Raw genomic sequence first — 13,383 nt, 5'->3', positions numbered from 1 at the left:
GATTAATAACAGGGATACGTGTTCTGCGGGTCGATGTCAATCGACTTAGCACAACGTGGCGATAATCACTCGGTCGGCATTGAAATACGCTGTCACAGCGGTGCCTTCTGTCAGGTCTGCCGCCTCTTCACGTGGCAGGGTGGCACATAGCGTTTGGCCATCGGGTAGGGTCATTAACACCTCGCACTGTTCTGTCCCGCGCTCAATATGGCTAATTGTCCCTTGCAACTGGTTGTCAGCGGCCTGAGCCACGCGTTTATCCTGCGTAATCCCTACCCACGGTGCTTTAAGCAGAACCAGAACTTCTTTGCCTTCTTCAAGCCCGAGACGTTCACCGCTTTGCGCCGTCAGTGCGACTTTTAGCCGCGTTTCGCCATCGGCCAGCAGGACATCGACATGCTGCTGAACCTGATTGTGGTCGCGAGCGGTAATAGTGCCAAACCACTGATTTCGGGCACTGGTTTGCAGTGAAAAACGGGAGATAGCCGCCAGCAAGCTATTGAGCGGGAGCGCATCGTCATCGCTCAGAACATCAAACGCTTTTTGTTGGATTTGTGCAAGTAAATCATACAGTTGAATCAGGCGCTGACCATAACGGGTCAATACCGCGCCGCCGCCGCCTTTGCCACCAGTAGCACGCTCAACCAACGTCTGCTCGCTGAGCTGGTTCATTTCGTTAATGGCATCCCAGGCACTTTTATAACTGATGCCCGCATCCTTCGCGCCCTGGCTGATGGAGCCGGAAAGCGCAATGTGCTTTAGCAGAGAAATGCGGCGGGGATCGGCAAACAGTTTTTCCTGAAGTTTCAGGGTAAGGAGGATTTCGGCCTGCATAACGAGCTCCTGGCAAAAAAGGGTATTGTGACGGAAAACCGCGCGCGCGCAAAGCCGACAGCACAAAAGGGGAGTGCTTTTCTACGTTATGTGGTTAGAATACAACTAAGGACTATATCTGGAGTTGACCATGTTAGAGTTATTGAAAAGTCTGGTATTCGCCGTAATCATGGTACCTGTGGTAATGGCCGTCATTCTGGGTCTGATTTACGGACTGGGTGAAGTGTTCAACATTTTTTCCGGTATCGGTCAGAAAGACCAGTCCAGACAGAATCATTGATTCCCCAAACGCCCGCTCAGTCGGGCGTTTTATCTTCTTCGTCCTTTAAGTCGCATTTTTGTTATTTGCCTCCGCTCAATATCACTCGAAATCCTTTGTGCATCGTTCCTCAAGATCCTGCTTTTCTTGCCGATATTTTCTTTGTGTAACCTCTAATTGGTATCAATAACCACTGGGAAAACCCTGGTTTAATCGTTATATTGTTGCATACATAACGAAACTCAAAGGAGTTACAGATGGCACGTTCATGGTTACGCTTGTTTGCAGGGGCAACGCTCTCTCTTTCTGTTGCCGGGCATGCGCTGGCGGATGAAGGTAAAATTACGGTGTTCGCAGCGGCTTCGTTGACAAACGCGATGCAGGACATTGCAGCGGTTTATAAAAAAGAAAAGAATGTCGATGTTGTCTCCTCTTTTGCCTCATCTTCTACGCTGGCGCGTCAGATTGAAGCTGGAGCACCAGCCGATCTATTTATTTCTGCCGACCAGAAATGGATGGATTATGCGGTAGAGAAGAAGTCTATCGATACTGCAACGCGTAAGACGCTGCTTGGGAACAGCCTGGTTGTTGTGGCTCCTAAAGCTAGTGAACAGAAAGACTTTACCATTGACAGCAAAACTAACTGGACCAGTCTGTTGAACGGTGGACGTCTGGCTGTTGGTGACCCGGAACATGTTCCGGCGGGCATTTATGCCAAAGAAGCGCTGCAAAAACTGGGAGCATGGGATACCCTGGCACCAAAACTGGCGCCTGCTGAAGACGTCCGTGGTGCGCTGGCGCTGGTAGAGCGTAATGAAGCGCCGCTGGGGATCGTTTACGGTTCCGATGCTGTTGCCAGCAAAGGCGTAAAAGTTGTGGCAACTTTCCCGGAAGATTCACACAAAAAAGTGGAATACCCTGTCGCGATTGTTGATGGGCACAAAAACGCAACGGTCAGCGCGTTCTATGATTACCTGAAAGGACCGCAGGCTTCTGAAATCTTTAAACGTTATGGATTTACGACCAAGTAATGATACTCAGCGATCCTGAATGGCAGGCCGTTATACTGAGCCTGAAAGTTTCTTCCCTGGCCGTGCTGTTTAGTCTGCCGTTTGGGATCTTCTTTGCCTGGTTGCTTGTGCGATGCAAGTTTCCAGGTAAAGCGCTGCTCGACAGCGTTTTGCATTTGCCTCTGGTTCTGCCGCCGGTGGTAGTGGGTTATCTGCTGTTGATCGCCATGGGGCGGCGCGGATTTATCGGCGAGCGGTTGTATGACTGGTTTGGTATTACCTTTGCGTTTAGCTGGCGCGGTGCAGTTCTTGCCGCGGCAGTGATGTCCTTTCCACTCATGGTGCGGGCTATCCGTCTGGCGCTCGAGGCAGTCGACGTCAAACTGGAGCAGGCAGCTCGAACGTTGGGCGCTGGACGCTGGCGCGTATTCCTGACCATCACATTACCATTGATGCTGCCTGGGATCATTGTTGGTACAGTACTGGCGTTTGCCCGATCACTCGGTGAGTTCGGTGCGACCATTACCTTTGTTTCCAACATTCCAGGTGAAACTCGCACGATCCCTTCTGCGATGTATACCCTAATCCAGACGCCTGGCGGCGAAAGCGCGGCGGCAAGGTTATGCATTATTTCTATTGTGCTGGCCCTGATTTCACTGCTTATTTCTGAATGGCTGGCGCGGATTAGCCGCGAGCGGACGGGGCGATAATCATGCTGGAACTTAATTTCTCTCAGACGTTAGGAACCCACTGTCTGACGCTCAATGAAACGCTGCCTGCCAGCGGTATTACGGCTATTTTTGGCGTTTCCGGCGCAGGTAAAACATCGCTGATTAACGCGATTAGCGGACTGACTAAGCCGCAATCCGGACGCATTGTACTCAACGGTCGGGTGTTGAATGACGTTGAAAAGGGAGTCTGCTTAACTCCTGAAAAACGCCGGGTGGGCTACGTTTTCCAGGATGCGCGACTGTTCCCGCATTATAAGGTACGCGGTAATCTGCGCTACGGCATGGCGAAAAGCATGACCGGACAGTTTAATAAGCTGGTAGCGCTGCTGGGAATTGAGCCGTTGCTTGACCGTTTGCCGGGTAGCCTTTCCGGCGGTGAAAAACAGCGTGTAGCTATTGGTCGGGCGTTGCTTACCGCACCGGAGTTGTTGCTGCTGGATGAACCGTTAGCGTCGCTGGATATTCCGCGTAAACGGGAACTGTTGCCTTACCTGCAACGCCTTGCGCGTGAAATCAATATTCCTATGCTATATGTCAGCCACTCTCTGGATGAGATTTTGCATCTGGCCGATAAAGTGATGGTGCTGGAAAACGGGCAGGTAAAAGCGTTTGGCTCGCTGGAAGATGTCTGGGGCAGTAGCGTTATGCACCCCTGGCTGCCAAAGGAACAACAGAGCAGTATTCTGAAAGTCAGTGTGCTGGAGCACCACCCGCATTATGCCATGACCGCGCTGGCGCTCGGCGATCAGCATCTGTGGGTAAACAAGCTCGATGAGCCGCTGCAAAGCGTGCTGCGTATCCGCATTCAGGCATCTGATGTTTCACTGGTATTACAACCGCCGCAGCAAACCAGTATTCGCAACGTATTACGCGCGAAGGTCGCGCAGTGTTATGACGATAACGGGCAGGTGGAAGTTCAGCTTGAGGTGGGCGGTAAAACGTTGTGGGCAAGAATCAGCCCATGGGCCAGAGATGAGCTGGGCATCAAACCTGGCCTGTGGTTGTACGCACAAATTAAGAGCGTATCGATTACCGCCTGATTACAACAGGTGAGAATAGATAAACTTCGCGATGCTGTCAGTGGTGTTGTCGCCAATCACAATATTGGCGCGAGCTTTGACGGCATCGTCTGCATTACCCATCGCAACACCGGTTCCTGCGGCTTCCAGCATGCTGATATCGTTAAAGTTATCGCCAAAAGCTATCACATTCTCCATTGAGCCGCCTTGCGCTTCAATCCACTGGGTAAGGCGTCTTCCCTTGCTGTTGCCTTTACGGGCAATATCGACCTGATCGTGCCAGGACCATTCGCATTCCAGTCCCAGTTGTTGCTCAACGTGTTTACCAAACTGCTGCAGTTTTGGAATATCTTCGTCGGTCAGAGCAAATTTCCACACGGCATTAACGTCACGTGCGGCCTGTGCCAACGACGACACCTGAGTGAATGTTGGACGCTGTTCCGGCGGCAGGGTTTGCGCCCAGTTAGCGGTACGAACCACATGCCCGGTCGGGCGCTCATACAACATGGCCTCATCTACGTACATCAGACCATGGATCTGATGCTCATCCAGCATATCGATCAGCTGCAATGCCTGCTCCACAGGAAGCGGATCGGATTCCAGTACGTTTTTTGCCTGATAATCATACAAGTAAGTACCGTTACAGCAAATTGCAGGTGTATCCAGCGCCAGTGCCTGATAAAAAGGATGAATAGCAACGTGATGGCGACCTGTGACAATGATAAGTTGGTAGCCTGCTTCCCTTGCACGAGAAAGGGCCTCGAGGGAGGATGGTAACAAGGTTTTTTTCGGCGTCAGCAAGGTACCGTCTAAATCCAGGGCAATCACGCGTGCGGTCATAGGTTTTTCCAGATTAAGGTTGATAATTTTGTCTGCAGGAATGGTACACCGAGTCGGGAGCCGGACAAAATTATGAGCCTTAATTAAGCATTCCCCGTTAAAAGCGTCTACTTTAGGCGTGTATCAGGCAATTGCAGCCACTTGCCAAAAGCAAAGGAGTATTCATGAAGCAAACCGTTTATACCGCCAGCCCTGAGAGTCAGCAAATCCATGTCTGGAGCCTGAATCACGAAGGTTCGCTAACGCTTGTGCAGGTGGTTGATGTACCGGGTCAGGTACAGCCGATGGTTGTCAGCCCGGATAAGCGCTACCTCTATGTTGGTGTGCGCCCGGAGTTTCGTGTGCTGGCGTACCGTATTGCGCCAGATGACGGTGCGCTGACCTTCGCTGCGGAATCCGCACTGCCGGGAAGCCCGACGCATATTTCCACCGACCATCAGGGGCGTTTTGTCTTTGTTGGATCGTATAACGCCGGTAGCGTTAGTGTGACGCGTCTGGAGGATGGTTTGCCGGTTGAATTGGTGGATGTGGTGGAAGGTCTGGACGGATGCCACTCGGCTAATATCTCACCGGATAATCGCACTCTGTGGGTTCCCGCATTGAAGCAGGATCGTATCTGCCTGTTTGGCCTCTGTGATGATGGCAAACTGATAGCGCAGGATCCCGCGGAAGTGACCACCGTCGAAGGTGCAGGGCCACGCCATATGGCGTTCCATCCGAATCAGCAATATGCCTACTGTGTCAATGAGCTGAACAGTTCGGTTGACGTCTGGGAATTGAAAGATCCGCACGGCAAAATTGAGTGTGTACAGACGCTGGATATGATGCCTGCTGATTTTTCTGATACCCGCTGGGCTGCGGATATCCATATTACGCCGGATGGCCGCCATCTGTATGCCTGTGACCGTACCGCCAGCTTGATTACTGTGTTCAGCGTTTCAGAAGACGGTAGCGTGCTGAATAAAGAGGGCTTCCAGCCAACCGAAGCGCAGCCGCGTGGATTCAATATCGATCACAGTGGTAAATACCTGATTGCTGCCGGGCAGAAGTCACACCATATTGCGGTGTATGAAATCGCTGGTGAGCAGGGACTTCTGACTGAGAAAGGTCGCTATGCGGTAGGACAAGGCCCAATGTGGGTAGTGGTTAACGCATATTAAGGTTTTATGCCAAATGGCCTACGATGAGCGCAAGCCTCGTAGGCCGGATAAGGCTCTAGCAACCATCAGGCAAGGTGTTTCCCTGGAGATCGGAAATCGGTCTCCATAAATTGTCCTTATCATCAGCCCATAAATTCAATAGCAGAGAGAAAAAGCGTTCAGCGGGTGGGGAGAGAGCTACGTCTTTACGCCGAATAATCCCCAGGGTGCGCCTGATCACCGGTTCAACCAGCGGGATGCCAATAAGCGTTGAATGGGGTATTTGCGGCATTGCCAGTCCCGGTAGCGCAGAAACTCCCAGGCCAGCCTCAACAAGACCAAGTGACGTCGATAAATGGCGAACCTCGTAAAACCAATCTAGCCTCCACGGTTTGTCTGCCAAATATTGCTCAATCAGCAATCGATTACCGCTTGATGAACGAACGCCAATCAGCTTGTAATTCAGCAATTCCTGCCACTCAACCAGTTGTTTATTGGCGAGTGGATGATCGCGTCGACATGCCAGAACAAACGGTTCGTTAACCAGCGGAGTGAAGTCGATAGAGGAATTTGTGATGTTATTCATGTTTATTCCAAAATCAGCCTCGTTGCAAAGTACGGACTCCATACAACTATTCGTACCTTGTTCAATTATTCGCACTTTAATATTGGGATACAGCTCATTAAATTTTCTGATCACCAGGGGTAAAAAATAGAAAACGGCTGTTGGAATACACGATAACGTCACAATTCCATGATGATACGCATTCATTTTGCTAATGTTAAAGATGGTTTCATCCAATGATCTAATTAATTCTCTGGCTTCAGGTAGCAGCATTCGGCCCGCTTTTGTTAATGTGACTTTTCTGGTCGTTCTCTCAAAGAGTTGAGTGTGTAAATATTCTTCCATTTTTTTAATTCTGCGTGTTAATGCAGGTTGCGTAATATTAAGTGATTTTGCAGTATTGTTAAAAGAACCAGACTCAGCCAACGTAACAAATGCCTTTATGCTCGAGAGTTCATGTTTCATTCTGACTCCAACCTAAATAAGGAATGTCCAGCTTTAGATGAAAGTAACCAGTCTACCTGCAATCCTGAAATTTCAATTAATGAAAATAAGTTATTAATCACATAGGCAATGTCATTAGTCACATTATTTTTCACATGTAACTATGTTCTCAGTAAAAACAATATTTGAGGGCATTGTCGTGAAAAAAATACCTTGCGTTATGATGCGCGGAGGAACTTCCAGAGGCGCATTTTTATTAGCAGAACATTTACCTGAAGAAAAAAGACAGCGTGATGATATATTGATTAAAATAATGGGGTCCGGGAATACCCTGGAAATTGATGGTATTGGTGGTGGCAATCCACTAACCAGTAAAGTCGCGATCGTGAGTCGTTCCCACGATTCCCGAGCAGATATCGATTATTTATTTGCTCAGGTGCTGGTCCATGAGCAACGTGTCGATACCACGCCGAATTGCGGTAATATGCTTTCCGCTGTTGGAGCGTTCGCCATCGAAAAAGGGCTGGTTACACCCTCAACGCCGACGACCTGTGTACGTATTCGCAATGTAAACACCAATACGTACATCGAAGCTGAGATACAAACACCGTATGGTGATGTTGAGTATGAAGGTACAGCAAGAATAGACGGTGTGCCGGGAACATCTGCACCTGTTGGGTTGACGTTCCTGAATGCAGCCGGTTCCAAAACCGGGCATATCTTTCCGACAGGCCAAATTATCAATTATTTCGATTCTGTCCCTGTGACCTGCATGGATATGGCGACACCGGTCGTTATTATTCCTGCAGAGTCCTTAGGTAAAACCGGATATGAATTACCGGATGAGTTAGATAGTGACAACGAATTATTGACACGCATAGAGTCTATCCGCTTGCAGGCGGGTCAGGCAATGGGGCTGGGTGATGTCAGTAATATGGTCATTCCCAAGCCTATTCTTATTTCAGCAGCCAAAAAAGGCGGGGTAATTAATGCCCGTTATTTCATGCCTCACACATGTCATAAAGCTCTGGCGATTACAGGAGCAATTGCCATTGCCAGCAGTTGTGCTATTGAAGGAACCATTACGCGTCAGATAACGCCAGGGGTTAGTTACGGAAATATCAATATCGAACATCCTAGCGGCAGTCTTGATATTCATTTGACTAATAATGGGCAGGATATTTCTACTATTCGAGCATCAGTTATTCGTACTGCCAGAAAAATATTTTCAGGTGAAGTTTATCTTCCCTGACTGTATTTAATTTATTTTTTTTCTGTGGTTACGGATGTTGAATAGAAGATTCTGTATTTTTATACGGATTAATCAGGACTAAAAATGAACATAAAATCATTATGGAAGCTAATATTAATATTAGCGATCCCTTGTATTATAGGACTCATTCCTGCACCAGCAGGATTAAGTGAGTTGGCTTGGGTACTTTTTGGGATCTATCTTGCCGCTATTGTTGGCCTGGTTATTAAACCTTTTCCCGAACCCGTGGTGTTGTTAATTGCCGTTGCTGCATCAATGGTCGTTGTTGGAAATTTAGGAGCTGGGGTACTGAAAACCAGTAGCGTGCTGAGCGGTTATGCCTCCGGTACGACATGGCTGGTCTTCTCTGCATTTACGCTTAGTGCGGCCTTCGTAACGACCGGTTTGGGTAAGCGAATTGCCTATATTTTGATCGGTAAGATCGGCAATACCACTTTGGGGCTGGGTTACGTCACCGTTTTTCTTGATCTGGTGCTGGCTCCAGCAACGCCCTCCAATACTGCGCGAGCGGGAGGGATTGTGTTGCCAATCATCAATAGCGTGGCGGTTGCTTTGGGTTCCGAGCCTGACAAGAGTCCACGCCGTGTCGGTCACTATTTGATGATGACCATTTATATGGTCACTAAAACAACCAGCTATATGTTTTTTACTGCGATGGCTGGAAATATTTTGGCGTTGAAAATGATCAATGATATCTGCCATCTGCAATTAAGCTGGGGGGGATGGGCGCTGGCGGCGGCTTTGCCGGGGCTGGTAATGCTACTGTTGACGCCATTAATTATCTATTTTATGTATCCGCCAGAAATTAAAAAAGTCGAAAATAAAACTATCGCTGAAGCGGGTCTTCAGGAATTGGGGCCGATGAAGGGGCGTGAGAAAATGCTGTTGGGCATTTTTGTTCTCGCGCTATTGGGATGGATCTTCAGTAAGAGTCTCTGTGTCGATGAATCAACGATTGCCATTGTCGTAATGGGGTTGATGTTATTGCTGAGAGTTGTGACCTGGGATGATGTGGTTAAAAATAAAGGTGGTTGGAATACCTTAATTTGGTATGGTGGAATTATTGGACTAAGCTCTTTATTATCAAAAGTCAATTTTTTTGTCTGGTTAGCGGAACTCTTTAAAAACAACCTCTCTTTTGGCAACCATGGGAACGTAGCATTCTTTGTTATTCTATTCCTGAGTATTATTGTTCGTTATTTCTTTGCTTCCGGGAGTGCTTATATTGTTGCGATGATGCCAGTATTTGCCATGTTAGCGAATGTCTCAGGTGCCCCGCTGATGTTGACCGCATTGGCATTACTCTTTTCTAACTCCTATGGTGGAATGGTAACACATTATGGTGGTGCTGCGGGGCCTGTTATTTTTGGGGTCGGATATAACGATATTAAATCGTGGTGGCTGGTTGGAGCAATGCTGACATTTTTGACATTTCTTGTTCATATCACACTGGGTATATGGTGGTGGCAGTTATTAATTGACTGGAACATGTTGTAATTAGAAAGTAAGTCACAGATTGAATAAATCTATTTGTTGTCAGCTATGCTTACGCGCAGATATAGTAATTCGGAGTATCAAATGATTAAGTTATACGAGAAAGGGATTTATCTATCCTCTAATAATAAAATTCTTGCTGAAGAATGTGTTACAGAACATGCCGATAAAAATGAGTTGAAAAAAGGAACTATCACATGGTCGATTCTCTCTTCACATAATACATCCGGTTGCATGAACAAACTTAAAATTAAGTTTGATGCATTGGCATCACATGATATTACTTTTGTGGGTATTATTCAGACGGCAAAAGCTTCAGGTATGGAGCGTTTTCCATTACCTTATGTTCTTACTAACTGCCATAATTCATTGTGTGCGGTAGGAGGAACCATTAACGGTGACGATCATATTTTTGGTCTGTCAGCGGCGCAGCGCTATGGCGGTATTTTTGTGCCACCGCATATTGCGGTAATCCATCAATATATGCGCGAAATGATGGCGGGTAGCGGTAAAATGATCCTTGGTTCTGACAGCCATACCCGCTATGGTGCTTTGGGAACTCTGGCCGTTGGGGAAGGGGGCGGAGAGCTGGTTAAACAACTGCTAAATGATAGCTGGGATATCGATTATCCCGGCGTGATTGCGGTTTATCTGACAGGAAAACCCAAGCCTGGTGTCGGCCCGCAGGATGTGGCATTGGCTATCATTGGCGCAGTGTTTAAAAGTGGCTATGTCAAAAATAAAGTCATGGAGTTTGTCGGTCCAGGCATCAGTCATCTCTCTACTGATTTTCGTAACAGTGTTGATGTGATGACGACGGAAACCACCTGTCTCAGTTCTGTCTGGCAAACGGATGATCAAACTCGCAGTTGGCTGGCGTTACACGGTCGCGAGCAAGACTACCGCCAACTCAATCCGCAGCCAATGGCCTATTACGATGGGTGTATATATGTCGACCTGTCTGCAATTAACCCGATGATTGCGCTACCGTTCCATCCCTGTAATGTTTACGAGATTGATATTCTCAATGAGAATCTGATGGATATTCTTCGCGAGATTGAAATTGAGTCTGCGCGTATCACGCAAGGGAAAGCCAGTCTCTCGTTGCTGGATAAAGTTGAAAATGGTCGCTTAAAGGTTCAGCAAGGGATCATTGCCGGATGTTCGGGTGGCAACTATGAGAATGTTATTGCCGCCGCTAACGCGCTACGCGGTCAGTCCTGTGGCAATGATACTTTCTCGCTGGCCGTATACCCCTCTTCGCAACCCGTGTTTATGGACCTGGCGAAGAAAGGTGTAGTGACGGATTTGATTGGTGCTGGTGCGATAATCAGAACGGCTTTCTGTGGCCCTTGCTTCGGTGCAGGTGACACGCCAATTAATAATGGACTTAGCATCCGCCATACCACGCGTAATTTCCCGAACCGTGAAGGCTCTAAACCAGGTAATGGTCAAATGTCCGCCGTTGCGTTAATGGATGCTCGTTCGATAGCTGCTACGGCGGCAAATGGTGGATTTCTGACTTCCGCGACGGAGCTGGATTGCTGGGACAACGCGCCAGACTATACGTTTGATATCTCGCCTTACAAAAGTCGTGTCTATCAGGGGTTCATCAAAGGAGCAACGCAGCAATCACTCATCTACGGACCAAACATTAAAGACTGGCCGGAGCTGGGTGCACTGACTGACAATATTCTGCTGAAAGTGTGCTCAAAAATTCTCGATGACGTGACTACTACCGATGAGCTGATTCCATCCGGTGAAACCTCCTCCTACCGTTCAAATCCACTGGGACTGGCGGAATTTACGCTTTCGCGCCGGGATCCAGAGTATGTGGGAAGGAGCAAAGCCACCGCTGAATTGGAAAAACGGCGGCAGGCTGGTGATACGAGTGAAGTGGCGTTGATTTTTGAACGCATTCAGCAGATTGCCGGTCAGGAAAATATTAACCCTCTGGAAACGGAGATTGGCAGCATGATATACGCCGTAAAACCAGGCGATGGCTCAGCGCGTGAGCAGGCGGCAAGCTGCCAGCGTGTGATTGGCGGGCTGGCAAATATCGCCCAGGAATATGCCACCAAGCGTTACCGTTCTAATGTCATCAACTGGGGGATGTTGCCGTTGCAAATGGCAGGCGAACCGCATTTTGAGGTGGGTGAGTATATCTTTATTCCAGGTATTCGATGTGCACTGGATGAGCGCCGTAGTGTGATAAAAGCGTACGTTCTTAATGAGGATGCATCTGTCAGGGAAATTAGTATGTATATGGAGAGCCTGACTGCGGAAGAACGAGAAATTATTAAGGCAGGAAGTTTGATTAACTTTAATAAAGCGCGTTTGATGTAAGGCAATCAAAAAGGGTCGCTACGCGTTAGTAGCGACCCTTTTGTAGGTTGGATAAAACGAAATTACTGCTTCGGCTCTGCAACCACTTTACTACCGACACCGCGGTTGTTGTATTCCCACATGCGGTTAAAGTTGGTGTCGTTCAGGTTACGCTGAATTTCACCTTTATCATCTTCCGCACCGGTGTTACCCGCGAATGGACGCTTGGCGATAACACTGTCAGCCCATGGTTTCGCCATGTTAAAGCCTTCGTTGATCATGCTGTCACGAATAACCACCTGACCATTAGTGCTCGCATCAACATCCAGCGAGCGGCCCAGTTGCGCCACACCATCGCCACTTGCCGTAAAGCGGCTGTTGGTGGCGAGGAAGCCGTAGTAAATGTTCGACAGCGTTGCCGGGGCAAATACGTAAGCTTCCTGCTGAGTTCGTGAGTTCACCACACGGAAATCAGTATTATCAAACACCACCGCGCCGCGACCAGACACGATATCCACATCGCCTTCAATGTAGCTGTTAGTGACCAGTGTACGCGGTTGACGATCGTTTTCCAGACGGTTTTGCACGCCGCTATTAGTGACGAAGAAGGTATTCTGGCGACCCAGGATATTGACGTTGTTAATCTGAACTTTATCGCCATCGGTACGCAGCGCAACTGCCGGGTGATTACCTGCATCAACGCTGTCACCCAGATTGTTTTCAATGGTCAGATTCTGCAATTGCAGGCCGTTGTTTTGTGACCAAACCACCGCAGAACACATCACGCCAATATTCGGACCGCGCTTGTTCTGGCAGTTATCGAACATATACCACGCCGGTTTGCCTGGCATATATTTACCACCCGGGTTCACTGAACGACGCCAGTCTGCGGTGCTCATATCACCGTCAATGGCCTGGCCGATTTTCACATCAAGCGGTTTTTCGCCTGTACCGTATAAGGTCAGGCTACCCGTGGCAGCAGGGATGTAGACCGTGCCCTGATATTCACCCGGCATAATGGCGATATATTGACGTTTATTGGTACGTTTTATGATTGCTGCATCAACCGCCGCCTGAATAGTGGTGTGGGTAACGCCTTGCGTACCTGCCGGGCCGACAACAAAATCAGGCTGCGCTGGCAGGGAAATAGAAGAAGGGGTCCACGGCGCAGTATTTGGCGTCAGTGCTGAAAAATAGTGTGCGGCAACGAAATTTTTGGCTTCACTCGCCGACAGAATCGGGCGCGAGGAGGTGCCAGGCGCGGTCTGATCGGAAGGAATTTGATCGGGCGAGGTTGAGCTACAGGCAGTCAGCGTCACGCCAAAAGCCATAGCCAGCGCCAGACGGGAAACTGATGATATGTTCACAGGTTGCTCCGGGCTTTGAAAGTTATCCATTGAAGCCTGCTTTTTTATACTAAGTTGAGCGAAACGGGAAGGCGAAAAGGTAA

12 protein-coding genes are annotated in these 13,383 nt (G+C 48.5%); 8 read left to right on the top strand and 4 right to left on the bottom strand.

From position 1 onward, the window contains the following. Positions 1–45 precede the first annotated feature (45 nt). A complete protein-coding gene (gene modE / locus SK36_RS14120; RefSeq protein ID WP_048221822.1) occupies positions 46–834 on the bottom strand; it encodes a molybdenum-dependent transcriptional regulator in 789 nt (262 codons plus the stop codon). A 130-nt stretch (positions 835–964) separates the two neighbouring features. Between modE and SK36_RS23800 the strand changes: the two genes are divergently transcribed. The 4 genes from SK36_RS23800 (at position 965) to modC (ending at position 3,874) form a co-directional block, all read left to right on the top strand. Further along, positions 965–1,114 carry an AcrZ family multidrug efflux pump-associated protein gene (locus SK36_RS23800; protein ID WP_045441137.1) on the top strand — a complete coding sequence of 50 codons (150 nt, stop codon included), beginning with the start codon at positions 965–967 and terminating at the stop codon, positions 1,112–1,114. A gap of 236 nt (positions 1,115–1,350) precedes the next feature. Next, on the top strand, positions 1,351–2,124 hold the full coding sequence (modA, locus tag SK36_RS14110; protein ID WP_045441138.1) for a molybdate ABC transporter substrate-binding protein: 774 nt from the start codon (positions 1,351–1,353) through the stop codon (positions 2,122–2,124). Further along, positions 2,124–2,813, top strand: a complete 690-nt coding sequence (modB, locus tag SK36_RS14105) for a molybdate ABC transporter permease subunit (protein WP_045441139.1) — start codon at positions 2,124–2,126, stop codon at positions 2,811–2,813. Before modA ends, modB begins: the two co-directional genes overlap by 1 nt. Before the next feature lie 2 nt (positions 2,814–2,815). Next, on the top strand, positions 2,816–3,874 hold the full coding sequence (gene modC / locus SK36_RS14100) for a molybdenum ABC transporter ATP-binding protein ModC (RefSeq protein WP_045441140.1): 1,059 nt from the start codon (positions 2,816–2,818) through the stop codon (positions 3,872–3,874). Here the strand turns inward: modC and SK36_RS14095 are convergent, their stop codons facing one another. After that, a complete protein-coding gene (locus SK36_RS14095) occupies positions 3,875–4,693 on the bottom strand; it encodes a pyridoxal phosphatase (RefSeq protein WP_045441141.1) in 819 nt (272 codons plus the stop codon). It lies immediately after the preceding gene. A 164-nt stretch (positions 4,694–4,857) separates the two neighbouring features. On the opposite strand from SK36_RS14095, the gene pgl reads away from it, so the two are divergent. Further along, positions 4,858–5,853 (top strand): 6-phosphogluconolactonase, encoded by a 996-nt coding sequence (pgl, locus tag SK36_RS14090; protein WP_045441142.1) that lies wholly within the window; start codon positions 4,858–4,860, stop codon positions 5,851–5,853. A 55-nt stretch (positions 5,854–5,908) separates the two neighbouring features. On the opposite strand, the gene SK36_RS14085 is transcribed toward pgl, so the two are convergent. Further along, positions 5,909–6,862: a LysR family transcriptional regulator gene (locus SK36_RS14085; RefSeq protein ID WP_048221821.1), complete on the bottom strand. Its 954-nt coding sequence runs from the start codon at positions 6,860–6,862 to the stop codon at positions 5,909–5,911. Positions 6,863–7,040: 178 nt separating this feature from the next. On the opposite strand from SK36_RS14085, the gene SK36_RS14080 reads away from it, so the two are divergent. The 3 genes from SK36_RS14080 (at position 7,041) to SK36_RS14070 (ending at position 11,954) form a co-directional block, all read left to right on the top strand. Further along, entirely contained in the window at positions 7,041–8,093 is a 1,053-nt protein-coding gene (locus SK36_RS14080; protein ID WP_048221820.1) for a 4-oxalomesaconate tautomerase, read from the top strand. A gap of 84 nt (positions 8,094–8,177) precedes the next feature. After that, entirely contained in the window at positions 8,178–9,611 is a 1,434-nt protein-coding gene (locus SK36_RS14075) for an anion permease (protein ID WP_048221819.1), read from the top strand. An 81-nt stretch (positions 9,612–9,692) separates the two neighbouring features. Continuing rightward, a complete protein-coding gene (locus tag SK36_RS14070; RefSeq protein WP_048221818.1) occupies positions 9,693–11,954 on the top strand; it encodes a hydratase in 2,262 nt (753 codons plus the stop codon). A 62-nt stretch (positions 11,955–12,016) separates the two neighbouring features. On the opposite strand, the gene SK36_RS14065 is transcribed toward SK36_RS14070, so the two are convergent. Continuing rightward, complete coding sequence (locus SK36_RS14065; protein ID WP_048222753.1) at positions 12,017–13,300, bottom strand: putative acyl-CoA thioester hydrolase; 1,284 nt, start codon at positions 13,298–13,300, stop codon at positions 12,017–12,019. Positions 13,301–13,383: the final 83 nt, after the last annotated feature.

This window comes from Citrobacter sp. MGH106, assembly GCF_001037495.1.
GTDB lineage: Bacteria > Pseudomonadota > Gammaproteobacteria > Enterobacterales > Enterobacteriaceae > Citrobacter > Citrobacter murliniae.
The sequence above is the reverse complement of the archived record's forward strand: the minus strand, read 5'-3'. Positions and strand labels throughout refer to the sequence as shown.

Coding starts and splice junctions, on each gene's coding strand:
- pgl (WP_045441142.1), top strand. CDS start 4,858: ATGAAGCAAACCGTTTATACCGCCAGCCCTGAGAGTCAGCAAATCCAT.
- modE (WP_048221822.1), bottom strand. CDS start 834: ATGCAGGCCGAAATCCTCCTTACCCTGAAACTTCAGGAAAAACTGTTT.
- modB (WP_045441139.1), top strand. CDS start 2,124: ATGATACTCAGCGATCCTGAATGGCAGGCCGTTATACTGAGCCTGAAA.
- modA (WP_045441138.1), top strand. CDS start 1,351: ATGGCACGTTCATGGTTACGCTTGTTTGCAGGGGCAACGCTCTCTCTT.
- SK36_RS14075 (WP_048221819.1), top strand. CDS start 8,178: ATGAACATAAAATCATTATGGAAGCTAATATTAATATTAGCGATCCCT.
- SK36_RS14070 (WP_048221818.1), top strand. CDS start 9,693: ATGATTAAGTTATACGAGAAAGGGATTTATCTATCCTCTAATAATAAA.
- modC (WP_045441140.1), top strand. CDS start 2,816: ATGCTGGAACTTAATTTCTCTCAGACGTTAGGAACCCACTGTCTGACG.
- SK36_RS14085 (WP_048221821.1), bottom strand. CDS start 6,862: ATGAAACATGAACTCTCGAGCATAAAGGCATTTGTTACGTTGGCTGAG.
- SK36_RS14095 (WP_045441141.1), bottom strand. CDS start 4,693: ATGACCGCACGCGTGATTGCCCTGGATTTAGACGGTACCTTGCTGACG.
- SK36_RS23800 (WP_045441137.1), top strand. CDS start 965: ATGTTAGAGTTATTGAAAAGTCTGGTATTCGCCGTAATCATGGTACCT.